The 24,995-nt window shown below is 55.2% G+C and carries 19 protein-coding genes and 2 pseudogenes; 5 read left to right on the top strand and 16 right to left on the bottom strand.

What is annotated here, in order from left to right:
- Nucleotides 1–162: 162 nt before the first annotated feature.
- The 6 genes from BLO97_RS10300 to kdpF all read right to left on the bottom strand — a co-directional run bounded on the left by BLO97_RS10300 (nt 163) and on the right by kdpF (nt 8,302).
- On the bottom strand, nt 163–861 hold the full coding sequence (locus BLO97_RS10300; RefSeq protein WP_092345795.1) for a response regulator: 699 nt from the start codon (nt 859–861) through the stop codon (nt 163–165).
- 64 nt (nt 862–925) lie between these two features.
- A complete protein-coding gene (locus BLO97_RS10295) occupies nt 926–3,577 on the bottom strand; it encodes a sensor histidine kinase (RefSeq protein ID WP_092345793.1) in 2,652 nt (883 codons plus the stop codon).
- 132 nt (nt 3,578–3,709) lie between these two features.
- A complete protein-coding gene (gene kdpC, locus BLO97_RS10290) occupies nt 3,710–4,255 on the bottom strand; it encodes a potassium-transporting ATPase subunit KdpC (RefSeq protein WP_063322335.1) in 546 nt (181 codons plus the stop codon).
- A 189-nt stretch (nt 4,256–4,444) separates the two neighbouring features.
- The gene (kdpB, locus tag BLO97_RS10285; protein WP_092222928.1) at nt 4,445–6,499 is read right to left on the bottom strand and encodes a potassium-transporting ATPase subunit KdpB; all 2,055 of its coding nucleotides are present in this window, start codon (nt 6,497–6,499) and stop codon (nt 4,445–4,447) included.
- 10 nt (nt 6,500–6,509) lie between these two features.
- On the bottom strand, nt 6,510–8,204 hold the full coding sequence (kdpA, locus tag BLO97_RS10280) for a potassium-transporting ATPase subunit KdpA (RefSeq protein ID WP_092345791.1): 1,695 nt from the start codon (nt 8,202–8,204) through the stop codon (nt 6,510–6,512).
- An 8-nt stretch (nt 8,205–8,212) separates the two neighbouring features.
- Complete coding sequence (gene kdpF / locus BLO97_RS10275; protein ID WP_063322338.1) at nt 8,213–8,302, bottom strand: K(+)-transporting ATPase subunit F; 90 nt, start codon at nt 8,300–8,302, stop codon at nt 8,213–8,215.
- A 394-nt stretch (nt 8,303–8,696) separates the two neighbouring features.
- Between kdpF and eat the strand changes: the two genes are divergently transcribed.
- Both eat and BLO97_RS10265 read left to right on the top strand, forming a co-directional pair.
- On the top strand, nt 8,697–10,061 hold the full coding sequence (eat, locus tag BLO97_RS10270) for an ethanolamine permease (protein ID WP_092144864.1): 1,365 nt from the start codon (nt 8,697–8,699) through the stop codon (nt 10,059–10,061).
- A gap of 120 nt (nt 10,062–10,181) precedes the next feature.
- Entirely contained in the window at nt 10,182–10,349 is a 168-nt protein-coding gene (locus BLO97_RS10265) for a DUF2897 family protein (RefSeq protein ID WP_014337248.1), read from the top strand.
- A 198-nt stretch (nt 10,350–10,547) separates the two neighbouring features.
- Here the strand turns inward: BLO97_RS10265 and BLO97_RS10260 are convergent, their stop codons facing one another.
- The gene (locus BLO97_RS10260) at nt 10,548–11,399 is read right to left on the bottom strand and encodes an urea carboxylase-associated family protein (protein ID WP_092144866.1); all 852 of its coding nucleotides are present in this window, start codon (nt 11,397–11,399) and stop codon (nt 10,548–10,550) included.
- Nucleotides 11,400–11,792: 393 nt separating this feature from the next.
- Here BLO97_RS10260 and BLO97_RS10255 point away from each other — a divergent pair, with 393 nt between their 5' ends.
- The 3 genes and pseudogenes from BLO97_RS10255 to BLO97_RS10240 all read left to right on the top strand — a co-directional run bounded on the left by BLO97_RS10255 (nt 11,793) and on the right by BLO97_RS10240 (nt 14,899).
- Complete coding sequence (locus BLO97_RS10255) at nt 11,793–12,896, top strand: acyltransferase family protein (RefSeq protein ID WP_170862067.1); 1,104 nt, start codon at nt 11,793–11,795, stop codon at nt 12,894–12,896.
- A 123-nt stretch (nt 12,897–13,019) separates the two neighbouring features.
- A pseudogene (gene tnpB / locus BLO97_RS32245) lies at nt 13,020–13,372 on the top strand (IS66 family insertion sequence element accessory protein TnpB).
- Between the two features lie 18 nt (nt 13,373–13,390).
- Nucleotides 13,391–14,899: pseudogene (locus tag BLO97_RS10240) on the top strand (IS66 family transposase).
- A gap of 138 nt (nt 14,900–15,037) precedes the next feature.
- Here BLO97_RS10240 and BLO97_RS10235 read toward each other — a convergent pair.
- The 9 genes from BLO97_RS10235 to pseI form a co-directional block, all read right to left on the bottom strand.
- Nucleotides 15,038–15,373: a ComEA family DNA-binding protein gene (locus BLO97_RS10235; RefSeq protein ID WP_092345785.1), complete on the bottom strand. Its 336-nt coding sequence runs from the start codon at nt 15,371–15,373 to the stop codon at nt 15,038–15,040.
- Between the two features lie 114 nt (nt 15,374–15,487).
- Complete coding sequence (locus BLO97_RS10230; protein ID WP_092345783.1) at nt 15,488–17,482, bottom strand: polysaccharide biosynthesis protein; 1,995 nt, start codon at nt 17,480–17,482, stop codon at nt 15,488–15,490.
- Nucleotides 17,483–17,598: 116 nt separating this feature from the next.
- Entirely contained in the window at nt 17,599–18,615 is a 1,017-nt protein-coding gene (locus BLO97_RS10225) for an MraY family glycosyltransferase (RefSeq protein ID WP_092345781.1), read from the bottom strand.
- Between the two features lie 27 nt (nt 18,616–18,642).
- On the bottom strand, nt 18,643–19,605 hold the full coding sequence (locus BLO97_RS10220) for an NAD-dependent epimerase/dehydratase family protein (RefSeq protein ID WP_092345779.1): 963 nt from the start codon (nt 19,603–19,605) through the stop codon (nt 18,643–18,645).
- Nucleotides 19,602–20,699, bottom strand: coding sequence for a glycosyltransferase family 4 protein (locus BLO97_RS10215; protein ID WP_092345777.1), 1,098 nt, complete (start codon nt 20,697–20,699; stop codon nt 19,602–19,604). The genes BLO97_RS10220 and BLO97_RS10215 overlap by 4 nt, the downstream gene beginning before the upstream one ends.
- Nucleotides 20,700–20,706: 7 nt before the next feature.
- Complete coding sequence (gene galE, locus BLO97_RS10210; protein ID WP_092345775.1) at nt 20,707–21,723, bottom strand: UDP-glucose 4-epimerase GalE; 1,017 nt, start codon at nt 21,721–21,723, stop codon at nt 20,707–20,709.
- Nucleotides 21,720–22,913 carry a hypothetical protein gene (locus BLO97_RS30815; RefSeq protein WP_139197671.1) on the bottom strand — a complete coding sequence of 398 codons (1,194 nt, stop codon included), beginning with the start codon at nt 22,911–22,913 and terminating at the stop codon, nt 21,720–21,722. The genes galE and BLO97_RS30815 overlap by 4 nt, the downstream gene beginning before the upstream one ends.
- Entirely contained in the window at nt 22,903–23,817 is a 915-nt protein-coding gene (locus BLO97_RS30810) for a polysialyltransferase family glycosyltransferase (protein ID WP_139197670.1), read from the bottom strand. Before BLO97_RS30810 ends, BLO97_RS30815 begins: the two co-directional genes overlap by 11 nt.
- 124 nt (nt 23,818–23,941) lie before the next feature.
- Nucleotides 23,942–24,994, bottom strand: a complete 1,053-nt coding sequence (gene pseI / locus BLO97_RS10195; RefSeq protein WP_092345769.1) for a pseudaminic acid synthase — start codon at nt 24,992–24,994, stop codon at nt 23,942–23,944.
- Nucleotide 24,995: the final 1 nt, after the last annotated feature.

Here is a 24,995-nt window from a genome sequence, read left to right as displayed (position 1 = left end):
CTTGTGGCGAGGGAGCTTGCTCCCGCTGGGGTGCGAAGCGCCCCCAAAACCGCACGCTCGGTGTATCAGGTTCATTGAGTTGGCTGTATCGGGGCTGCTGCGCAGCCCAGCGGGAGCAAGCTCCCTCGCCACATGAGTGCACGACTTGAAGCCTGTTCGAGGCTAAGCCCCACCCTCCCCCAACAACCGATACCCCACCCCCGCCTCGGTCACAATGAACCGCGGTCGGGTCGGGTCGTCGGCCAGTTTCTGGCGCAGGTGGCCGACCACGATCCGCAGGTAGTGACTGTCTTCGGTGTGGGTCGGGCCCCAGATGTCCTTGAGCAGTTGCTGCTGGGTAATGACCCGCCCCGGGTGCCGCGCCAGTTGCGCCAGCACGGCGTACTCCTTGCGAGTCAGGGACACTTCGCTGCCGTCCAGCAGCACGCGTCGATACGCCAGGTCCACCGTCAGCGGGCCGAACTTCAGCGCGGCTTCCTGCGGCTCGCCAGCCGGGGCCTGGCGCAACAAGGCGCGGATGCGGGCGAGAAACTCCTGGATCCCGAACGGCTTGGTCACGTAATCGTTGGCACCATTGTCCAACGCCTCGACCTTCTGCGCTTCGCTGGCCCGCACCGAGAGCACCAGCACCGGCACCGTCGACCATTGGCGAAACTCGCGCAACACCTGCTGGCCGTCCATGTCCGGCAGGCCCAGGTCGAGTATCAGCAGATCGGGCTTGTTCAGCGCCGCTTGGGCAAGCCCTTCAGCACCGGTGCCGGCTTCCAGCACCTTGTAACCTTGGGAACTCAGGCTGATGCGCAGGAATTTGCGGATCTGCGGTTCGTCATCGATGACCAAAAGGGTCGCGGTCTGGCTCATGGCGCTCGTTCGTTGCAATCAGGTGAAAAGGCAAGCAGGTAGGACGAGAGTAACGCAGCGCCGCTCAAGCTTCATCGTCCATGCCCGGTTGTGCCTGTAAGGGCAGGTGCAACGTGATGCAGGTGCCGAGCCCGTCGAGGCCATCGGCCACGCTGATTCGCCCGCCATGGGCACCGACCATGCCCTGGCAGATGGCCAATCCCAACCCCGTGCCCTGCCCGCCCCGATCGCCGCGCGCGGCGGTATAGAACATGTCGAAGATGTTCTCTCGCTCTTGCTCAGGGATCCCGGGCCCCTCGTCAGCCACCGCAAAAAACACTTCGCTGTCGGTCACGCCGGCGCTCAGCAGCAGTCGCCCGTGAACGGGTGAGAATCGCGCAGCGTTCTCCAGCACGTTTACCAGGGCCTGTTCGATCAACGCCGCATGGACATACAGCAAGGGCAATTCAGCGGGCACCTCGACACTGAGCGCCAGCGGTGCCAACACCGCCCGCAGGCGGTTCAGCGCGCTGCCGACGATATCGGCTGGCGACACCCAGTCTCGCGCCAGCTTCAGAGCGCCGTGGCCAAGACGGGTCATGTCCAGCAGGTTCTGGATGTAGCGATCCAGCCGCTCTGCCTCATCGCGGGTGCCTTCGAGCAGTTCACGGCGATCGGCCAGAGGGATCGCCTCCCCCAGCGCCAACAGGCTGTCGATGCTGCCGCGCATGGACGTCAGCGGCGTGCGCAAGTCATGGGACACCGAAGCCAGCAAGGCGCTGCGCAGTTGCTCGGTTTCACCGTGCAGGCGCGCCGCTTCCAGGTCCTGGGCCAGTTGCGCCCGGGCCAACGCCTGGGCCAATGGTTGACTGAGCGCCGCCAGTAAACGCCGACGCTGGCCGCTCAGCGACTTGCCTTCGTTCGGGCACACCCCCAGCAACCCCAGTGGCCCACCTTCCGCCGACAGCGGCCACCACCACCAGCGTCCGGAGGGCAACGTCCCGGTGCCGGCACCGGCGGGCTGGTCATGCTGCCAAGCCCAATCGGCCGCCGCACGTTCGGCCTCGGTGAATGTCAACGGCTCGCCCGTCTCGACCTTCCAATCGTGCTGGCCGTCGCGATTGAGCAGGCAAAGCTGCAAGTCGTGCAGGCCGTTGAGGTGCTGCGCGGCGGCGCTGATCACCGCCTGGCGGTCGGTGGCGGCAGTGAGTTTGCGCGACAGGTCGAGCAGTTCGCCGGTTTCCTGCTGGGTGTCGCGCAAGGCTTGCAATTGTCGGCGCTGACGGGCCGCCAGATTGCCGGTCAGGGCCGCCATCAGCAGGAAAAAAACCAGGGTCAGCACGTCTTCTTCGCGCTGGATGGTGAAGGAAAAATTCGGCGGGATGAACAGGAAGTCATAGGCCAGGAACGACAGCGCCGCGCAGGCCAGCGCCGGACCGAGGCTGCTGCGTACCGCCACCAGCAACACTGCCATGAGGAACACCAGGGAGATATTGGGCAGCGCCAGCCACCCTGAAATACCCCAGGCCAACGCGCTGGCCGCCACGGTCGCCGTCAGCGCCAGCACATAGTCGAACCCAGTCTGGACGGCGTTCGAACGCACGCGGGCGGGACGGGGCTGTTCATCGCTGTCCAGCACGTTGATTTCCAGTCCCCGGGCATCGCGCAGCAAGCGTGAAGCCAAGCCACCGCCGAACAATCGTCGCCGCAAACGCGGCCGGGACTGGCCCACCAACAGTAGCGTGGCGCGACGTTCGGTGGCGTGCTGGATCAAGGTCTTGGCGACTTCGCCGGCCCGCAACAGCACCACTTCGCCGCCGAGGCGTTCAGCCAACTGCTGGGCATTTTGCAGATATTGTCGCGATGACTCGTCGTGCGCGACGCCGCTGTCTACGTGGACCAGGCTCCACGGCAGATGCCGGCGCTGGGCGACGCGGCTGGCGTGGCGCACCAGACGCTCGGCCTGCACGTCGGCGCCTACCCCCACCAGCAAGCGTCCGCGCACCGCCGGCGCGGCCTGGCCCAGTTGCCGATAACCCTGGGCCAAATCGTTGTCCACCTGGGCGGCGGCGGTCTGCATGGCCAGCTCACGCAACGCGGTCAGGTTGGTCTGGGTGAAAAACGCATCGATCGCCGCTCGCGCCTGCTCCGGCACATAGACCTTGCCATCACGCAGGCGCTCCAGCAGCTCGCGCGATGGCAGGTCGATCAACAGCAGTTCATCGGCTTCCTGCAAGACCCAGTCCGGCAGCGTCTCGCGCACCTGCACTCCGGTGATGCCGCGCACCTGGTCGTTGAGGCTTTCCAGGTGCTGGACATTGACGGTGGTGTAGACATCGATGCCGGCGGCGAGCAGTTCCTGGATGTCTTGCCAGCGTTTGGCATGACGACTGCCGGGGGCGTTGCTGTGGGCCAGTTCGTCCACCAGCACCAGGGCCGGGCGGGCCGCGAGCAGGCCGTCGAGATCCATTTCTTCGAGCATGACGCCGCGATATTCCGAACGCACCAACGGTTGCTGCACCAGACCGCCGAGCAGTGCTTCGGTTTCGGCACGACCGTGGGTTTCCACCACGCCGGCGACGACTTTCACGCCTTGACGCAGTTGAGTGTGGGCCGCTTGCAGCATGGCGTAGGTCTTGCCGACACCGGGCGCCGCGCCCAGGAAGACCTTGAGCCGGCCACGATCGTTACGGGGCAGATTGGCTAACAGTGCGTCGGCGCGGCCGGAGTCGCTCATGCTGGGGATTCTCTTGTTTCGAATAGGTTCAGCCATCCTGTGGGAGCGAGCTCGCTCGCGATAGCGGAAGGTCAGCCAACATTGAGAGCGACTGATACACGCTCATCGCTAGCAAGCTCGCTCCCACAGGTTCTACAGTTTTTCCAACGCCAGGTTCAGCGCCAGCACATTCACCACTGGCGGGCCCACCAAGGATTGCTCGGTGTTGTCGTCGAGCAGTTGCTGCAAGGTCGAGGCCGGCAGGTTGCGCGCTGCGGCGACACGCGCCAGTTGATAGGCAATCGCCGCCGGAGGCAAGTGCGGATCCAGCCCGCTGGCGGAGGTGGTCAGCAAGGCCAGCGGCACCGGGCCCTGGCCGGGCACCTGGAGTTTTTGGGCGTCATCGATCACCCGCGAGGCCAGAGCCGGATTGCTTGGGGAGAAGTTGCTGGCGCCGCTGGCAACCGTGGCGAAGGCACCGGCCGACGGCCGTGGATGAAACCACGCATCGCCGGTGAAATCCTGGGCGATCAGCGTCGAGCCACGGACCTTGCCGTCGGCATCGACGACCAGGCTGCCGTTGGCCTGGGCGGGAAACGCGACTTGCGCCACGCCGGTGACCACCAGCGGGTACGCGACACCGGTGATCAGGGTCATCAGTAGTAACAGGCTCAAGGCCGGGCGAATGAAGGTAAGCATTCAACAATTCCTCAGTTGAAAATACATCTGTGGCGAGGGGATTTATCCCCGCTGGGTTGCGCAGCAACCCCAAAACAATCGCCGTCGTTTTGCCTGACACCCCGGGGTATCAGGCCTGGGGGCTGCTCCGCAGCCCAGCGGGGATAAATCCCCTCGCCACAAAGTTCAGTAGCTACATGCACTCACACCTCAAACCAGGTGCAGCGCCGTCAGCAACATATCGATCGCCTTGATCCCCACGAACGGCACCACGATCCCGCCCAGGCCATAGATCAGCAGATTGCGTCGCAACAGCGCCGCCGCACTTGCCGCTTGCACGCGCACGCCACGCAGGGCCAGGGGGATCAGCACGACGATGATCAAGGCGTTGAAGACGATGGCCGACACAATCGCGCTCTGGGGGCTGCTCAGGTGCATCACATTCAACACGCCGAGCTGTGGATAAATCGAAGCGAACAGCGCCGGCAGGATCGCGAAGTACTTGGCGATGTCGTTGGCGATGGAAAAGGTGGTCAGTGCGCCACGGGTCACCAGCAGTTCCTTGCCGATCTGCACCACATCGAGCAACTTGGTCGGGTCGCTGTCGAGGTCGACCATGTTGGCCGCTTCCCTCGCGGCCTGGGTGCCGTCGTTCATCGCCATGCCGACATCGGCCTGGGCCAGGGCCGGGGCGTCGTTGGCACCGTCGCCGCACATGGCCACCAGCCGACCGTCATTTTGCTCATGACGGATACGCGCCAGTTTTTTCTCCGGCGTGGCCTCCGCCAGCACGTCATCGACACCGGCCTCGGCGGCAATCGCCGCAGCGGTCAATGGGTTGTCGCCGGTGACCATCACCGTGCGGATCCCCAGCTTGCGCAACTCGGCAAAGCGCTCGCGAATGCCCGGCTTGACCACGTCCTTGAGGTGGATCGCGCCGAGCAGCTTGCCGTCCACGCACACCAGCAACGGCGTGCCGCCACTCTGGGCGATCTTGTCGACCTCCCGCGCCAATGCCTGTGGCAACTCATTGCGTGCAAGGCCGATGAAGTCCAGCAACGAATCCACGGCGCCCTTGCGGTAGATGCGGCCCTGATAGTCGACGCCGGACAAACGGGTTTCAGCACTGAACGGCACGGCCCTCAGCGCTTCGACGCCAGGCTCGGACTGTGGATGCAAACCTCGCAGGTACTCGACGATGGACTTGCCCTCAGCGGTGTCGTCAGCCAACGAGGCGAACAGCGCGCCTTCGGCCAGTTCCTTGGCACTCACACCGGCGGCGGCATAGACCGCTGTACAGCGACGATTGCCAAAGGTGATGGTGCCGGTCTTGTCCAGCATCAACACATGCACGTCCCCCGCCGCCTCGACCGCGCGGCCGGACTTGGCGATCACGTTCAGGCGCACCAGCCGATCCATCCCGGCGATGCCGATGGCCGACAGCAGCCCGCCGATGGTGGTGGGAATCAACGTCACCAACAGCGCCACCAGAAACACCAGCGGCAGGTTGGCGTTGGCGAAATGGGCGAACGGTTGCAGCGTCACCACCACCAACAGGAAGATCAGCGTCAGACCGATCAACAGAATATCCAGCGCCACCTCGTTCGGCGTTTTCTGGCGCTTGGCACCTTCGACCAAGGCGATCATGCGGTCCAGGGTGGACTCGCCGGGATTGCTGGTGATGCGGATCAGCAACCAGTCGGAGACCAGCCGCGTGTTGCCGGTGACGGCCGAGCGATCGCCGCCGGACTCGCGGATGACCGGCGCCGATTCGCCGGTGATCGCCGCCTCGTTGACCGCGGCGATGCCTTCGATCACCTCACCGTCGCCGGGAATCATGTCGCCGGCCTCGACGCGCACCACGTCGCCTTTGCGCAGCCGGGTGGCGGGGATGATTTCAAAGCCGCTGGCGGTCTGGCGACGTGCGTTGAGACCTTCGCTGCCGGCCTTGAGGCTGTCGGCCCGGGCTTTGCCGCGGCCTTCGGCCAAGGCTTCGGCGAAGTTGGCGAACAGCACGGTGAACCACAGCCACAACGCAATTTGCGCAGCCACAAATGTCGGCACGGCGCTGTCGGGGATGAAGCACAACACAGTGGTGAGGATCGCGGTCAGTTCCACCACCAGCATCACCGGCGCGCGGTGCAACTGGCGTGGATCGAGCTTGACGAAGGCTTGCACCAGCGCCGGCCGCCAAAGGGCCGACAGGTGGGTCTTCGGTTGTTCCGGTGCCTTGGCGGCGACGGTTTTGCTCATCGGCATATTCATCATCAGGTCCTCAGAAGCCCATGCTCAGGTGTTCGGCAATCGGCCCCAGCGCCAGGGTCGGCAAGAAGGTCAAGCCGCCCACCAACAGAATGGTCACGGTCAACAAGGTCACGAACAGCGGGCCGTGAGTGGGGAAGCTGTTCTGGCCAATCGGCGCGGTCTTCTTCAAGGCCAGGCTGCCGGCCAACGCCAGCACCGGCAGGATGTAGCCGAACCGACCGATCAACATGCCCAGGCCCAGCATCAGGTTGTGGAAAGGTGTGTTGGCGCCGAACCCGGCGAATGCCGAACCGTTGTTCGCTCCCGCCGAGGTGTAGGCGTACAACAACTGGCTGAAACCGTGGGCACCCGGGTTGCTCACCGCTGCGGCCGGCCCCGGCAGACTCGCGGCGACGGCACCCAACACCAGCACACTCACGGGCATCACCAGCAGGGTTGCCACCAACAGCTGCACCTCCCGGGCGCCCAGCTTCTTGCCCAGGTATTCCGGGGTGCGACCGATCATCAAGCCGGCCAGGAATACTGCGATCAGTACGTTCAACAGCATCCCGTAGAGCCCGGCCCCGACGCCGCCGAAGATCACCTCGCCGACCATCATGTTCACCAGCGACACCATGCCGCTGAGCGGGCTGAGGCTGTCGTGCATGGCGTTGACCGAGCCGTTGGACGCTGCCGTGGTGGTCACCGACCACAGCACCGTGGCCGTGGTGCCGAAGCGTGCTTCCTTGCCTTCCAGCGGCGCGGCTTGCTCGACGGCCGGGTTGTCCAAGGCAGGGTTGGGCTGGTATTCGGCCCACAGCGACGTGGCGCCGCCAATCAGGAACAAAGCAAGCATGCAGGCGATGATCGCCCGGCTCTGGCGCAAGTCCTTGACGTAATGGCCGAAGGTGAACACCAGCGCGGCGGGAATCAGGATGATCGAGGCGACTTCGAACAGGTTGCTCCAGGCCGTCGGGTTTTCGAACGGATGCGCCGAGTTGACGCCGAAGAAACCGCCACCGTTGGTGCCCAGTTGCTTGATCGCGATCTGGCTGGCGGCCGGCCCCAACGGGATGACCTGGTCGGCGCCCTGCAGCGTGACCCCGTGCACATAGTGCGCAAAGGTCTGCGGCACGCCCTGCCAGACCAGGAACAATGCCAGCAGCAGGCACAGCGGCAACAGCCCATAGAGGGTGGCGCGGGTCATGTCGACCCAGAAGTTACCCAGCGTTGCGGCGGACTTGCGCCCGATGCCGCGACACAGCGCCACCAGCACGGCCAGTCCCGTTGCGGCGCTGACAAAGTTCTGCACGGTCAGGCCGACCATCTGGCTCAGGTAGCTCAACGACGCTTCACCGCTGTAGGACTGCCAGTTGGTGTTGGTCATGAAACTCACGGCCGTGTTGAAGGCCTGGGTCCACTCCATACCCGGCAGTTGCTCAGTGTTGAGGGGCAGATATCCCTGCAGCAGCAGGATCACAAACAGCAATGCAAAACCCGCCAGGTTGAACGCGAGCAGGGCCAGGGTGTATTTCTGCCAGCTCTGCTCAGCGGTGGAATCGACACCGGCCAGGCGATAGCAACCGCGCTCCACCGGACCGAGGATCGGTGAAAGCCAAGTGCGCTGGCCCTCCATCACCTGGTAGTAAAAACGCCCCAGAAACGGTGCCGGAATCAGCACCAGGGCGAAAAAGCCGAGGATCAGCCCGTAGTCATAACCGTGCATATCCGCTCCTAGTTCCGATCGGCGCGCAACAGCGCAACCAGCAGATAAATGAACAGCGCCCCTGCCAGCAGCAGCGACACCCCGTCCAGAACATTCATGGGATTTCTCCGTGGTACGGCGTCGTGCCGTGTGTGGAGTGATTGTCGGCAGGTAGGCTGTAAAGGAACGAGATCGAGAGATCGGTTGGGGGATAAAGAATCTGTAAAAAAAATCGGCTGGATGATTGGCTGGGCGGGCCTCTTCGCGAGCAAGCCCGCTCCCACAGGAGGTCGCGGTGTGAGCTCACCGCAAGTCCAGTGTGGGAGCGGGCTTGCTCGCGAAGGCGGCATTACCAGCGCCAACGCCCCCAACTGGCGCACAACAGGCGCACATCAAGCAAGGAACATCCCCGATACGACACGATTTCACCCATTACGACCGCCCCCGCCACCCTGGCACGCCCACTGCACTGCCCTCCCCAGCGCTTTTGCTATGGATCGAGGGGAGCCACCGATGAACACACAACTCAAACCCACCCTGGGCACCCTGCATTTATGGGGTATTGCCGTCGGCCTGGTGATTTCCGGCGAGTATTTCGGCTGGAGCTATGGCTGGGGCGTGGCCGGGACACTGGGCTTTTTGGTGACGTCCTTCATGGTGGCGGCCATGTACACCTGCTTCATTTTCAGCTTCACCGAGCTGACCACCGCCATTCCCCATGCCGGCGGGCCGTTTGCCTACAGCCGTCGCGCCTTCGGCGAGAAAGGCGGGTTGATTGCCGGCCTGGCGACACTGATCGAATTCGTCTTCGCCCCGCCAGCCATTGCCCTGGCCATCGGCGCCTACCTGAACGTGCAGTTCCCGGCCCTGGACCCGAAACACGCAGCGGTCGGCGCCTACATCGTGTTCATGGGCCTGAACATCCTCGGGGTCAAACTGGCCGCGACCTTCGAGCTGATTGTTTGCGTCCTGGCGGTGGCCGAACTGCTGGTGTTCATGGGCGTCGTGGCCCCGGCGTTCAGTTTCAGCAGCTTTGCCCTGAACGGCTGGGCCGGTTCCGATGTGTTCGGCGCACCGGCCATCGCCGGCATGTTTGCCGCGATCCCCTTCGCCATCTGGTTCTTCCTGGCCATCGAGGGCGCGGCCATGGCCGCCGAAGAAGCCAAGGACCCGAAACGCACGATTCCCAAGGCCTACATCAGCGGCATCCTGACCCTGGTAATCCTGGCGATGGGCGTGATGTTCTTTGCCGGTGGCGTCGGCGACTGGCGCACCCTGTCGAACATCAACGATCCCCTGCCCCAAGCCATGAAAACCGTGGTTGGCGAAAGCTCCGGCTGGCTGCACATGCTGGTGTGGATCGGCCTGTTCGGCCTGGTGGCGAGTTTCCACGGCATCATCCTTGGCTACTCGCGCCAGTTCTTCGCCCTGGCCCGCGCCGGTTACCTGCCCGCCTCCCTGGCCAAGCTGTCACGCTTCCAGACGCCGCACCGGGCGATCATCGCCGGTGGGCTGATCGGCATCGCAGCGATCTACAGCGACGGCCTGATCAACCTCGGCGGCATGACCCTGACTGCGGCGATGATCACCATGGCCGTGTTCGGTGCCATCGTCATGTACATCATGAGCATGCTCAGCCTGTTCAAACTGCGTAAAACCGAACCCAACCTGGAACGCACCTTCCGCGCACCGGGCTATCCGCTGGTACCCGGCATCGCCCTGGTATTGGCCGTGGTGTGCCTGGTGGCGATGGCCTGGTTCAACGCGCTGATCGGGCTGATCTTCCTTGGCTTCATGGTGGTGGGTTTCGTCTACTTCATCCTCACCGCACAGTTGCGTGCAGACGCTCCCGCCGATGCGATGCTGACCGGGCTTTGAGGTGAAGCCGACCGAACGGGCGTAGTATTGAACCACTGCGAGCAACCTTCGCTCATAAGTGGTAGGTGCGATGGATCGGCGAAATGTTCGTCCGTCCATCGCCCCCTCAAGGAGAGCCCTATGCCCTGGTATGCCTGGTTGATTCTGATTGTTGCAATCGGCTCGATCGTTGGTGGTCTGATGATGCTGCGCGACACCGCCCACAAGGTCGAGTTGACCGATGAGCAACGCAAGCGCGTTGCCGAGCGCAATGCGGAAATGGATGCGAAGGAGGCCAAGGATCGTTAACCGCTGCCTCACACACCACTCTTGTGGTGAGGAAGCTTCACACTCCGTACCCGTGGCGAGGGAGCTTGCTCCCGCTGGGGCGCGAAGCGCCCCCTCAAACCTGCCGACGCGGTGCGCCAGGCTGATTGAGTCATGATTTGGGGGCTGCTGCGCAGCCCAGCGGGAGCAAGCTCCCTCGCCACAAGAGCCCCTGCCGCCTTACTTCTCCCAATCCGCCTTGGCAATCTGCAAGCCATGCAACCCTTTGTATGCCGCCCGCTCAGGTTGGCTCCAGCCCTCCAGCAATGAATCCTCCAACCGATAGATCTCCACCCCCAGAGGACGACAGACGCTAAGGGGATCCTGCGCATCCGGCCCCCACATCGCCAGCGACAAGTCACCACCCGGGCAGGTGGACAGGGCGCACAACAGATCGATCTCGGCAAAAAACTCCAGGTAATCGCCCTTCTGCGCCGGACAGGCCTTCATGAAGTACATGTCGTCATGATTAAGCCCGGTGCACTGGAAGATATTCAGCACGTCGTGCACATCGAACTCAGTCAGGCCGTGAGGCAACACCGCACGGGTCAGGTTCGAGTGACAGTGATGATGAAAATCCTCCCCCGTCAGCATCTTGTTCACATAGGGATCACAGCGCGTACCCAGCAGATCGTGCAGTCGGCCACCATGCTCATCGATGCCATAACCGGCCAGACTGTCATCGGTGATGGTCACCAATGGCCGCAGGAATGGCAGGTTCGACCACAACCGATCATGGGTACTGACGTGGGCGCCCTGAAGCTGACGCGTGCGCGCCGCCCACAGGCGTTCCCGTGGATCGTGGGCGTTCCAGACGTTGAAGTCTCCTACCTGCGGGCCCACCGGAGTCGTGACTCGGAACACATGACCGGCGGGTACGTGCCAGGCCTTACCGGTACGGATCGGCACTTCGAACTGCTCGATCAGGGTGCGCTTGTCCTGCTGGGTGCGGATGCGGTCGTAGAAGGGTTTGTCCACCTGCAGGGCTGAACCTTTGCTGACCTGGTAGGCGGCTGGGTAGTCTTTGTACATGGCGCGGGTCCTTGATCAGGGGTGATGGGTGGGAGTTAGCAGTTGAAGAAGCAGTTGCTCGCGCTTCTGTCGCCTTCGACCGCCGCGAGCAACCCCACAGCAAGAGCTCAATGCTTATGCCTGCGCGTAACTTCAGATTGATCAGTGGATAAGGAAGGTCCGCTGTTCATGCTCAAAAGCCTCAGGACTGTTCAGCAGTTGGTTCTCCGCATTAGGTAATCACACTTCGTGCCACCTAGACCACTCAATGACCATGGATCTATGCGTCACATCTTCGAAGCCGCTTTCAAGCTATGAGTCGGTGTGGGTTAAAAGCCGAGAATCTGCGATACTACCCACCGCCTAATGGGCTTCATCTTAATATCAGCATTACCAACGCCGGACGAGCAACTAATGCATCGAGTAAACTCCATTGACTACATGAGAGGCCTTCTTGCCTTATGCGTGATGTTTTATCACTTCATGAGCTGGAGCATAGGAACTCCCGACAGCAGCACCACGCTAGGAAGACTGGGGGTATATGCAGTATCGACATTTTATATCATCAGCGGCATATCACTCTATCTTGCATACTCCGACTTAAAGTTTTCCCGCCAGAATCTACTCACCTACGTCACAAAGCGTTTTTTCAGAATTGCTCCTCTCTACTGGATTGCCACGCTTTTAACGGGCCTTTATCTATATTTAGCAACACAAAATTTTACTATCAACTGGGAAAAATACATATCCAACCTCACCCTTACTTTTGGATATTATCATCCTAAAAACTACATTCCCGTCGGTGGCTGGTCAATTGGAAACGAAATGGTTTTTTATGCTCTATTTCCATTCCTCGTCGCATCCGCAAAACATAAATGGTCATATCTCTGCGCCAGCCTAGCCCTTGGCTCTATATACTTTTACTTCTCAAGCCACTTATTAACCCCCGAACAGAGCCTAGCCCAACAATGGGTAACATATATAAACCCATTTAACCAAGCATTTCTTTTCGCCATAGGTGTGGGCATCGGCATGATGAGAAAATCGCATGTAAGTGCGAACAACCTATACCCCATGACCGCACTCGTCTTTGCTTGCATAGCTTTCATATACTGGCCTGTCGACGGCAATCAAATTAACATCGTCACAGGGTTCAATAGAGCATTCTTCACCTTCACATGCGGAATCGCTTGCTGGTCAGTACTAAATCTGAATATAAAGTCGCAAAAATATACCACACCAGCATTAAAGTTCATCGGTGATATTTCGTACTCAGTATATCTACTGCATGGTGCAGCCTTATTTTACACTTCAGAATACCTTCTCCCCTTGTTTTATAGCAGTCCAACACCGTATGAAAAATTACAGTTTTTCTGCATCATTACCTTACCACTCACGATCACCTTAAGTTATTTTATTTACCGCCTCATTGAAAAGCCTTTCATTAATCTTGGGAGGCATTTAACCAATCAATCGAGACAAAATAATTTATCTGTTAGGACGACAACAGGACAATGAGAGACTGAGCAATAGTATCGAGTAGAGGCGGATTTGCATCGTAAGCGCTCCATAAACCCCACATCCAAGCGCTTAGCTGATGTCGGATACTGTGCTCCCGATTCTCTCAGGAGCCCGTTCGCCATGATGCGACCCGACGCCAAAGTCGAAAAAGTGTATCTGTACCCCAAGCCGGTCGACTTCCGAAAATCCATCGACGGCCTGGCTGCCTTGGTCGAGCTGGACATCAAGGTCGCCGTTTTCGACCCAGTGCTCTTCGTCTTCCTCAATAAGCCACGTAATCGAGTGAAGATTTTGTACTGGGAGCGTTCTGCCTTTGGCTAAAGCGCCTGGAGTCCGAGCGATTCCAAACTTCGCCTGATGCCACCGACGAGGCGATTGTCCTGACTGTTCAAGAACTCAACTGGATGCTCGACGGCTTTGACCTCTGGCGTAACCGCCTTCATCAGGTTTTGACGCCTCGATTTGTGGCCTGATTCGGTATAATCCCGGGCATGCACTCCATGCCCGATAATCTCCCCCGACGATCCCCAATTGCTCAAGCAGATGCTTGCGAAGATGCAGTCGCGGGTTGGTTTGCTTGAGGAAGAAAACGCGCTGCTACGTCAGCGCTTGTTTGGTCGAAAGTCTGAGCAAGCGGTCGATTCTGCCATGCCACAGATGGCCCTTTTCAACGAAGCGGAAAGCGTTGCCGAACCTGTCGGCGAAGATGCTGATGAAGAGGTCGTCTCACCCATCAGGCGTCGGGGTAAACGCAAGCCGCTGCCTGCTGACCTGCCACGTATCGAAGTCATCCACGCACTTCCCGAACATGAACTGACCTGCTTCTGTGGCTGTCGTAAACACGTGATTGGCGAAGAAGTCAGCGAGCAACTTGAAATCGTGCCGATGCAGATTCGGGTCATCAAACACGTACGTCAGGTTTACGGCTGTCGCGACTGCGAAACGGCGCCGGTCACTGCCAATAAACCGGCCCAGTTGATTGAAAAAAGCATGGCCAGCCCAAGCGTTCTGGCGATGCTGCTGACCACCAAATACGTGGACGGCTTGCCGCTTCACCGCTTTGAAAATGCACTGGGTCGCCACGGCATCGATATTCCTCGTCAGACCTTGGCACGCTGGGTTATCCAGTGCGGCGAGCACTTCCAGCCACTCCTGAAATGCGCGACAACCTGTTGGCCAGCCGTGTCATCCACTGCGATGAAACTCGCGTGCAGGTGCTCAAAGAGCCTGGCCGAGAGCCGAGCAGCCAGTCATGGATGTGGGTTCAAACCGGCGGCCCGCCCGATAAGCCGGTGATTCTTTTCGACTACTCCACCGGCCGAGCGCAGGAAGTACCTGCACGTCTGCTCAAGGGCTATCGTGGCTATCTCATGGCCAATGATTACGCCGGTTACAACGCGCTGGGTGCTCAACCTGGCATTGAGCGCCTGGGATGCTGGGCCCATGCTCGTCGCAAGTTCGTTGAAGCACAAAAAATGCAACCCAAAGGCAAGACGGGACGCGCAGATATTGCATTGAAATTGATCAGCAAACTGTACGGTATCGAAATCGCTTACAAAGAGAAAAGCGATGAGGCGCGCAAAAAAGCTCGCCAGGACTTGAGCTGCCACGTAATGGGACAACTCAGAGAGTGGTTGCGCAAAATCCTGCCTTATGTGACTACACAGAATGCACTTGGCAAGGCAGTTACCCACCTGGCAAACAACTGGGACAAGCTTGAACGGTATGTCGAGGAAGGCTACCTGCCTATCGACAATAACGCCGCCGAACGAGCCATCCGCCCCTTCGTGATCGGGAGAAAGAACTGGCTTTTTAGCGACACGCCTAGAGGCGCGAAGGCCAGCGCTCAACTTTACAGCCTGGTCGAGACTGCCAAAGCCAACGGCCAAGAGCCTTATGTGTGGCTGCGCCACGCACTTGAGCGCTTGCCAATGGCATCCTCGGTTGAGGATTACGAGGCCCTGCTGCCATGGAACTGTTCGCCGACATCGTCTAGCTGACGGCGCCGCCCACTTTCAAGTCGGTGGGGTTTATGGAGCGCTTACAACCGAACAGCGCCAGTCACGGCGCTACGCGCCATGCCTGACGCACCATATAAAAAAGGCCGATCATTCGATCGGCCCTTCTTTTTCATGCGCTCAATTAACTTCCAGCTTGTCACGATTCCTGTCGAGAATCGCCTTGCCGATCCCCTTGACCTCCAGCAATTCGTCCACCGAAGAGAAGGGCCCATTATTCTCCCGATACGCAACAATCGCCTCGGCCTTGCCCTTCCCTATCCCTGACAGCTCGCGCTGCAGCGTGGCAGCATCCGCCCCGTTCAAATCCACCTTGGTACTCTGCGTTTTGGCTGGCTGCTCCACTGCTTGCGGCGTAGCAACCACCTCAGGCTTGACCACTGGGGCGGCGATAGCAGCAATCGAGGCGCTGGTGAGAAAGGCAAAAACCAGAGAGTAGAAATAGCCTGTACGCATAAATGACGCTCCATGACATCGTTAAGAGAGAAGCAGCTTTTCCGAAGCTGCCTCTCAAACTTAGGCGATGAGGTGCCGCTGTCAAAAATGTGTACGTTACAGCGTATGTAACAATCAGGGTTCGAGACGGCGTTGCTGATAGATCCAGTCGACAATCTCGCCGTCTGGAGCGTAACCACTGACAGTGTCCCGAAGCAGCTGGCGGACCCTGGTGTAGTCATCGCGCTCGATGGCGGCCAGCAACTCAGCTAGCTTGATCTTGAGCGTGTCCCAAGACAGATGGTCCTCATTGGCACTCATGATCATCGGGTGCTGGGTGGCGACGACGTTGTCGCCAATCAGCAATTCTTCGTAAAGCTTCTCGCCTGGACGCAGGCCAGTGAACTCGATTGCAATGTCGCCGTGGGGGTTCTTTTCCGAACGGACGCTCAAGCCAGACAGGTGAATCATCTTTTCCGCCAGCTCGACGATCTTTACCGGTTCGCCCATGTCCAGCACAAACACGTCTCCGCCCAACCCCATGGACCCCGCCTGTATGACCAACTGAGCGGCCTCGGGAATGGTCATGAAGTAACGCGTGATTTTTGGGTGCGTGACGGTCAACGGCCCGCCGGACTTGATCTGTTTGTGGAACAGAGGAATAACCGAACCGGATGACCCCAACACGTTGCCGAACCGAACCATGGTGAAACGGGTTTTATTGACCCTTGAAACGTTGGCCTTGTCACCGAATAACACGGGGGCCAGTTCGCGGCTAAGGGCCTGCAAGGTCAGTTCTGCAAGCCGCTTGGTGCTGCCCATTACATTGGTTGGGCGCACCGCTTTATCCGTGGAGATCAGCACGAAGTTCGATACGCCTGCCTGCAACGCAGCCTGTGCCGTATTCAACGTCCCGATCACATTGTTCAGGACGCCTTCGGCAATGTTGTGTTCGACCATCGGGACATGCTTATAAGCGGCGGCGTGATAGACCGTGTCGACATTCCAGGTCTTCATCACGTCCAGCAGTTTGTCCTGATCTCGTACCGATCCAAGGATAGGCAGCAACCGAACCGACAGCGACTCCCGAACCACTCGAGGCTCAAGCTCAGACAGGATGCTATAGAGATTGAATTCGCTATGCTCATACAGCAGCAGCGTAGTCGGCTTCAGTGCCAGTATTTGCCGACAAAGCTCGGAGCCGATCGAGCCACCGGCTCCAGTGACCAGGACCGACTGGCCAGTGATGCAATGCTCTAGCAGATCAGGTTGCGCGGGAACCGGATCGCGCCCTAGAAGGTCAGCGATGTCCACTTCCTGGATGTCATCTACCTTGACCCGGCCGCTGGCCAGGTCCATGAACCCAGGGACGCTGCGTACATGCAGGGGAAAACCTTCAAGCAGCGTCAAGATCTCCCGACGGCGCCCACGTGACGAGGAAGGCACCGCCAGCAGAATTTCCTGCGCGCCGGTTGTGTCGATCATTTTCTGGATATGCTTGGGCGCGTAGACCTGTAGTCCAGCGATCACGCGGTCAGCGATGCTGTTGTCATCATCGATGAACGCGACCGGTCGCATCACCCGCCCCATGCGCAGCGCGGCCACGAGCTGGTTACCTGCGGCCCCGGCACCATAAATAGCAACCTTGGGCAGACCGTCGTCACGGTTGGTGAAGGGCACATGCTGGGCTGCGGTAAACCAGTCCCCCAGGAAGTACTGCCGCATCATCAGGCGCAAGCCGCCAATCATGATCAGGCTCAGCCACCAATAGTTGAAAATGATGGAGCGTGGCACCACGGTTTTGTGGTTGCTGTACCAATACACCACCAAAGCCAGCAGCAAGGCCGAAAGGCTGACCGCCTTGCAAATCGTGATCAGCGCGTCGTTACCGAAATAGCGCATGACCGCGCGATACATGCCAAAGCGAATGAAAATAGGAATAGCGATCAGCGGAGCGGTTACGAAAAGCCACAAATGTGTCTCGATTGGGCTGGCCAACGCCTCGACACCCAGTCGAACGACAAATGCCAGCCACAAGGCGACCCAAACCAAAACCACATCGGTGGCTACTTGGATTGCGCGCTTGTGGCGTCTAGGCAGCCCCAACAAAGCCGATCTTATTTTATCCATAACCCCTTCACGCACCTTGGCCAGCTCCTAAAACAAATGCATTCCTATAAAGCACGCAATTATAATTCCGTCCCCTAGACAACCGATAAGGAAAAAACGCGAACCTTACCATGAAATCAGGGCGTCTCCAGCTCACCAGCATGGAACCTGGCGGCAAGCAACCCCAACGGGAGATAGGCCACTATCAAAGCCAATGCGCCATCCATGTTCCACAAAACGACAGATGCCGCCAGAGGCAGGAGCCAGAACAGGTTAATCACCACCACCGCCACGGTTACCGGCAAATGACGGCCATACTGACGCGAAGCGAATTGGTATGCGTGACTGCGGTGGGCTTCATACACCTTATCGCCTCGTAGAAGGCGTCGGATCAAGGTGACGGTCGCATCGACGATGAACACCCCCAACAAAATTAGCCAGACCCAAAGCAGTTTGGGTGAAGCCCAGGCTGCCTGCAACGACAACAAACCGAGAATGATCCCGAGGAACCCACTCCCTGCGTCCCCCATGAAAATTCGTGCGGGCGGGAAATTCCAGTATAAAAATCCCCCCACTGCCATTGCGAGTACCAGTGGCGCCACGATCAAGCTATCGAAGCCAGCCAACCAGTAAAGCAAACAAGCTCCGAGGCAAGTGCAAATCGCCTCGACGCTAGCGATACCGTCGATACCGTCCATGAAGTTATAGAGGTTGAGCATCCAGACCAGGTAGAACACTGCCAAGACGTGCCCAAACCAAGCCAAATCAAGTTCAAGACCAAACAAGCTGATTGCCGGCAAACCGCCCAACCAATACAACGCCCAAATTGATGCTGTGAAATGACCGAGCAACCGCCAGCGGGCAGCGATGTGACCGTGATCGTCCAAGAATCCCAGCACAGCGATCCCAGATCCAGCTCCCAGCATTGCCCACATGGTTGGCCAAGACTGGAAGCCGGTAGCTGTCAATATGGGTAAGGCCAACAGGAAGCTGAGGACGATCGCCACGCCGCCACCACGAGGGGTGGGGACTGTATGTGAGCTACGGGCATTGGGGATGTCAATAATGCTTCGGGCCAATGCATAACAGCGCAAACTATAAGTTAAGATCAATGAGGATCCGACAACTGATAGCAATAGAAAAAATAAATTCATTTTATATCGGCCATATATGGAAACCCGCTAAAGCGAATTCTTACGGAACTTATAAGCTGTGCCAGCTTGAACCAAAGCATCTACCGGATCAATAGGCGGCGTCCAACCCAATAAGCTCCTAGCTTTACTTGAGTCAATAACGAGAGACTTACACAGCTGCGTGTATACGGGCGTCCTGCAAAATATTGCGGCCATCGATCGAAGAAACACGTCCGGCACCGGCAAAAGAATTGAACGTTTCCCCATGCCCCGACCGATCATTCGAATAATATCAGGAGTTGAAAAACTTTTACCATCCGAAACCAGAAAAAGCTCGTTACCTGCTGCTCTATTATCCACACAGACCCTAATGAAGTCCGTGAGATTCTCTAACGCGATGATGCTTCTAGCATTGCGAACGGAACCTAACGGCAAAGGTAACCCCATATCAACCGCTTTTAATAATCGAGAAAAATTTCCAGGAGCATCGGAGGAATATACTAGAGGTGGCCGAATAATCACCAGTTCCATTGAGCTGTTTCGCGTAATCGTCCTAAGTTCCTCTTCAGCCTCCATTTTTGACACAGCATAGTCGGCATGAGGCAAACAAGGGGTTTTTTCATTAATGGAAACATTTGTAGTCACCCCCCCATTTACACCGATTGAGCTTATGAAAATGAAACGTTTAACTCGATGCTCCAAAGCTTGTTTCGCAAGCGAGACTGCCCCTCCCACGTTTACCCGTCGAAACTCGTATAAAGGATTACGGAATGATTCACTTAAAACATGAGCACGTGCAGCCAGGTGAATAACCACATCCACACCAGATAACGCTGCATGCCAATCAGTATCAAAGGAAATATCACCAACTGAGATGTAAGATTCTCTCGAGGAAATAACAGCGCCCTCTCCTCTTACAGCACCGACCAAATAAAAATCTGTTGTGCCTAACAGAGTGGACACTAAATTCCGACCTAAGAAGCCGTTAGCCCCGGTAATTAGAACCTTCATTTCAAAACATCTCGATAAATAGAAAGCGTCTTATCTAACATCCCATCAAACAAAAACGCCTTTTCGAATCGTTCCTTTCCTGCTGCCCCCATTGCACGCCTCATTTCGGAAGAGCCAAGCATAGACCTTATAGCTTCAGCCAAGTTATTAATATCGTTTCTTGACACAAGTATACCCGTACACCCGTCTTGGACTGCTTCGCTAACCCCCCCTACGTCAGAGGCTATTACCGGTAGGCCCGCTCGCATAGCCTCAAGAATGGTTAGAGGAAATCCTTCCCAGTTTGTGATCAACAGAAAAATTTGAGAGTTATTTAATCTCTCAGGAATATCGTCACAAGCGCCCGAAAACAATACGCGCCCCTCCAGCCCAAATTGCTTCACAAGTTGCTTAATATTACAAATAGAAGGGCCATCACCTACAAATTCTAACGTCCATGAAATATCCTGCAACAGTGCCAAAGCTCTCACCAGACCAACTTGGTCTTTTTGCTCATCAAATCGAGCAACCATAATCATCTTGGGGGAAGCAGTATCTTGAAAAATGGTGCTATCTAACTCTAGCGCCGGCATTCCATTGTGCACCGTACAAATAAGGCCTTCATCCCCCACCCCTGAACTTAGCGCAATTTTCCGATCATAGTTGGAGACAGTAATAATTCGGCTTGCCAAAAAAGCCATAACACGTTCGACCGCCTTATAAAACTTACGCCGCCCGGCCGATACCCCCTCAGTAAACGCCCAACCGTGCGCTGTAAAAATAACAGGTATACCTAGAGATTTAGCTACTAACCGTCCTAAAATACCCACTTTAGAAGAATGAAGATGAATGAGATCAGGCTCGATATCCTTTATATATTTTCGCAATTCAAAAAAAGCAAAAACATCTTTAAACAGATTTATATTTCGAATCAAAAACTTTAAAGAGATAACAGGAATGTTTTTTTTGTTGGCACGCGCCACAAGGACACCCTTCCCGCCCACCAAAATGATAACTTCGTGCCCAGCCTTCTGCGCACCACTAGCCAGATCAAGTACGTGAACACTCGCTCCGCCCATGGTATCTGAGCGTGTGATTACATAGACGATTTTCACTTACAGTTCATCCTTCGTATCCGTCAGGGCTATTAAGCTGCCATCGCCAAGTATCTTCTACCATTTTTTCTAATCCATACTCAGCGCGCCAAGAGAGCTCAACTTCGGCTTTTGTAGTATCCGCCCAGCAAGCTGCTATATCACCCAAACGACGCGGCATGATCTTGATGGGTATCGTTTTTCCACATACTTTCTCAAAAGCCCTAACAACTTGCATCACGGAGTAACCAACACCAGTGCCAAGATTCCAAACATGCTTTCCTACATGACCATCCAGATATACCAGAGCTGCAAGATGTCCTCTCACAAGGTCAACAACATGAATATAATCCCGAACACCGGTGCCGTCAGGTGTCAGATAATCATCACCATACACAGACAACTCAGATAATTTACCAACAGCAACTTGGCTTAGATAAGGAAGCAAATTATTAGGTGTACCATTAGGAGCCTCCCCTATAAGACCACTTTCATGAGCACCGATTGGATTAAAATATCTAAGGATAGCAATTGACCATCGAGGATCCGAAACAGCAACATCAGCTAGTATATTTTCAACAAATAGCTTTGAGCGACCGTATGGATTACTTGGACTGTTAGCAAATGAAGACTCTATAATTGGATTTTCTTTGGGGTCACCATAGACAGTCGCCGAGGAACTGAATACAAGGCAAAAAACATTAGCTTTTGCCATTGCCTTAAATAGCACTATGCTGCCATACACATTATTATCATAGTAAAGAATCGGATCACAGACACTTTGCCCTACAGCTTTAAGACCCGCAAAATGTGCGACTTTATCTATAGCATACTCTGAAAAAATCTGGTCCAGCAGTTGAGCATCTCGAACATCGCCCTCTATAAAAATCGGCTCTTTCCCAGACAACAAGCAAACTCTTTCAATAACTGCTTGAACGCTATTTGATAAATTATCCAGCACCACAACATCATACCCGGAAAGCAGGAGTTCAAGGACGAAGTGCGACCCTATATAACCCGTTCCGCCGGTCACTAGCACTCTCATAATCCCTCCTGCCTTGAAGTTCTAGCGCCATGAGAGCAAAGCCCTGCAACAGCCCGAAGAACTAGTATCGCCACAAAATAAAGATAAAAATCAAAACCACCAAAGCTATTGACAAACGGAAGCAGAAAGATAGAAAGGAGAACAACCAACATTGATCCGACCCCCAAAAATCTCGCTGACCTCAACACCACTCCATAAACCATCCCCAAGAACATCATAAACGCTATCGAAAAATATCCAAAGGCATTATAAGCAGTTCCCGCCATAGTATAGTACATACCAGGCCTAATAACTTCCTGAGTTTGATCAAGAAATTTAGCAAAATGAGGAAGCACTATAACAACATCAGAAAACCAGCCATCAAAACTACCAAACATATAAGAAAACTCAAAAAAACCGTGCGCTAGATATTGATTAGCCTGAAGAAAAGGAAATATAACCAATAGAGCATTTCCTTCGCCCGCTAACGTATCAATCCAACCTGAGTATGGAACAAAAAAAGCATAGCCCAGAGAGCTAACCGAAACAAGCATTGACTGCATATCTACTTCTCTACCCGCAAGGGAGATAAATCTAAAAACAAATAGCAGACCAGACAACAAAACCAAAACTGGCAATACAAAAATAAATTTCTTAAAACTGAAATAACGCCCTAATAACATAACCAATGCAACCAGCACTACACCACGCGACCCTGAAGCAAGAAGATCAAAAAATATGAGAGCCACCATAATCATGGGAACAATCTTAATTTTCATCCCTGCTAATGATTTGGCTCGTTGCAAATATGCATCCATGCTAACAAAAAAGAAAGGCAGCAAGAAGGAACCAAGAAAGGAAAAAATATTAGTCCCAGCCTTCCGAGCCTCCCTGTAACTTTCAATAGAAAAGTAATTATCTACTGGTCGAAAATAAAATCGGTCCACAACTCGAAACAGAAACGTAAGCAACAAAAAAAATATAAATAACTGAAAAAAAATCGAAACCCCAGCATCACGCCGCTTATTATCAGCAGGCATATCAACAACAACCATTGAGATATAAAAAACCAGATACGAGCAAAAAAAATACAAACAATATCCAATGCCAACACTCTCATAGTTCGGCTCAATTAACGGCGAAAACATGGCAGAAAAAAAAACAAACCAAGAACATAGAATCGCTTTAACCAAGCTCTTATCAATTTTCAACACACAACACCTCTGCCCCTATCAACTCCATTAGTGGTGCCACCCCTGAAAACAGCAGGCTAGCTTGGGCATTACCCAAGCAATATATCTTTGCTTTTTTTGAGTATGCTCTAACCACTATTGATGCCGAAGAATAAAAAGAATACATTTCTGTAATATTTTTACGCGCAACAAAGCACTCAAAACTATCATCAATACAGCACGCCCAGTCAGCCTCTCCAAGCATCGCTGACAATGACGTTTCCCTAGATGGATGTGGCTTATAGTAGAACTTTAATTGCGACCCTAAACACTTAAGTTTAAAGTACTCAAAAATCTTAATAGCATCATAATAACTCAATATCGCTGGCGTACTATCAAGAAACACAACTACGGACTCATGTGAACCATCTATAGAGTCGAATTCATTTTCAGGCAGCGCAATGTTAGTTATTTTAACTTTAAAATCATCTTCACACTCAGCAAATAGCTTTGGGTATAAACAATAGTATTGCTCAATATCTGCTGAAATCAATACATCTCTGTATCCAACCCCGGCCCTCAACAGAACACTTATTTTTTTTGACAACGTCGAGTAAAATGTCGCGATCAATCCACTCGGAGCCATTGAGTTATTATAGTAAGCGATGCCATCATCATATAATGAGACTTTTCTACCAATATAGATAAACAGCGAAAACCATAAATTGTATGGGTGCGAAACGACAACGTGTGACTTACGATCAATCAAACAGCGAGCGAGCATAATCAGCCCACTGCAACGCCCTTTCAGCCACACTCGCCAGTCTTTAGTATCGCCGCGCCGCCTCAAATCAATAATGCTGTAAAGCTCAGGGGGCCAGTTTTTACTAAACGCCTCAGCAAGAAGAAGGTGAAAATTAGTCACACACACAATATATTTCATATACTCCCGTTGCTCCCTTAAACGCTATCCCGGCTGTCGAAAAGTAAGCGAACGAGGGAGCAGGTACCTCCTATACAACTTACAGCTATTCGAGCCAGCATGATAACTACTCATTCTAAATTCTTTATTTGCCTATCTGTGCCGCCAAAACCGGAGTATTTTTTTGTACATCGCACAATAGAACTTTGCCACATACTTCCAGATAGTGTTTCGGAGCCAAACCAAATCCCGGTCTTACGCTTCGAATAGACTCTGGGGTTATAACCTCACCCGCCTTCAATGTTTTTACAAAATATAAAGAACGCCTAAACTGTACATTTCCCTGCTCGCTGGACTTCCTCCCATAATCAACCTTTCCCAATGCAGCCCATGCTGTTTTACTGTCTTGGCACAAAGCAGCAAGCTCTGTTGGCTCCAGTGAAAAACTGTCATCAGGCCCGCCACCGCTTCGATCAAGAGTGAAGTGTTTTTCAATGATTGATGCGCCCAACGCAACGCTGGTTATAGCAGTAGTGTTATCTAATGTATGATCGGATAAGCCTGTTACCAAACCATGACGCTGAATCATATCGGGTATAGTTCGTAGATTATAATCATGCGCAGGGGCGGGATAACCACTAACGCAGTGGAGGATTGCCAGTTCTTTACAACCGCCGTCTCGAGCGGCTTCAATAGCCTCGGTTATCTCCTGACTATCGGCCATGCCGGTGGAGATAATCATCGGCTTCCCGGTGCTTGCAACATATTTGATCAGTGGCAAGTCAACCGCTTCAAAAGATGCGATTTTATAAGCTGGAGTGCCTAAACTTTCCAGAAGGTCTACAGCAGTAGTATCAAACGGAGAACTAAAAATAGTAATCCCCAGTTTTTTTGCGTATTCAAACAATGGAGCATGCCATTCCCAGGGCATTTGTGCTTCCAAATAAAGCTCGTACAAAGACCTACCGTCCCACAATCCGCCCTTTATCTGAAACTCTGGCGCATCGGAATCAAGAGTAATTGTATCTGCCGTGTAAGTTTGCAACTTAACCGCATCAGCGCCAGCTTTTTTAGCGACCTCGATTAAATTTAATGCAGTATCTAGTTTCCCATTATGATTTGCGGAAAGCTCTGCGATAACATAAGGTGAATGCGCGACGCCTATTTTTCGTCCAGCAATAGAAATTTCCGGATTCATT

The organism is Pseudomonas sp. NFACC05-1 (assembly GCF_900100135.1).
GTDB lineage: Bacteria > Pseudomonadota > Gammaproteobacteria > Pseudomonadales > Pseudomonadaceae > Aquipseudomonas > Aquipseudomonas fluorescens_Q.
The sequence above is the reverse complement of the archived record's forward strand: the minus strand, read 5'-3'. Positions and strand labels throughout refer to the sequence as shown.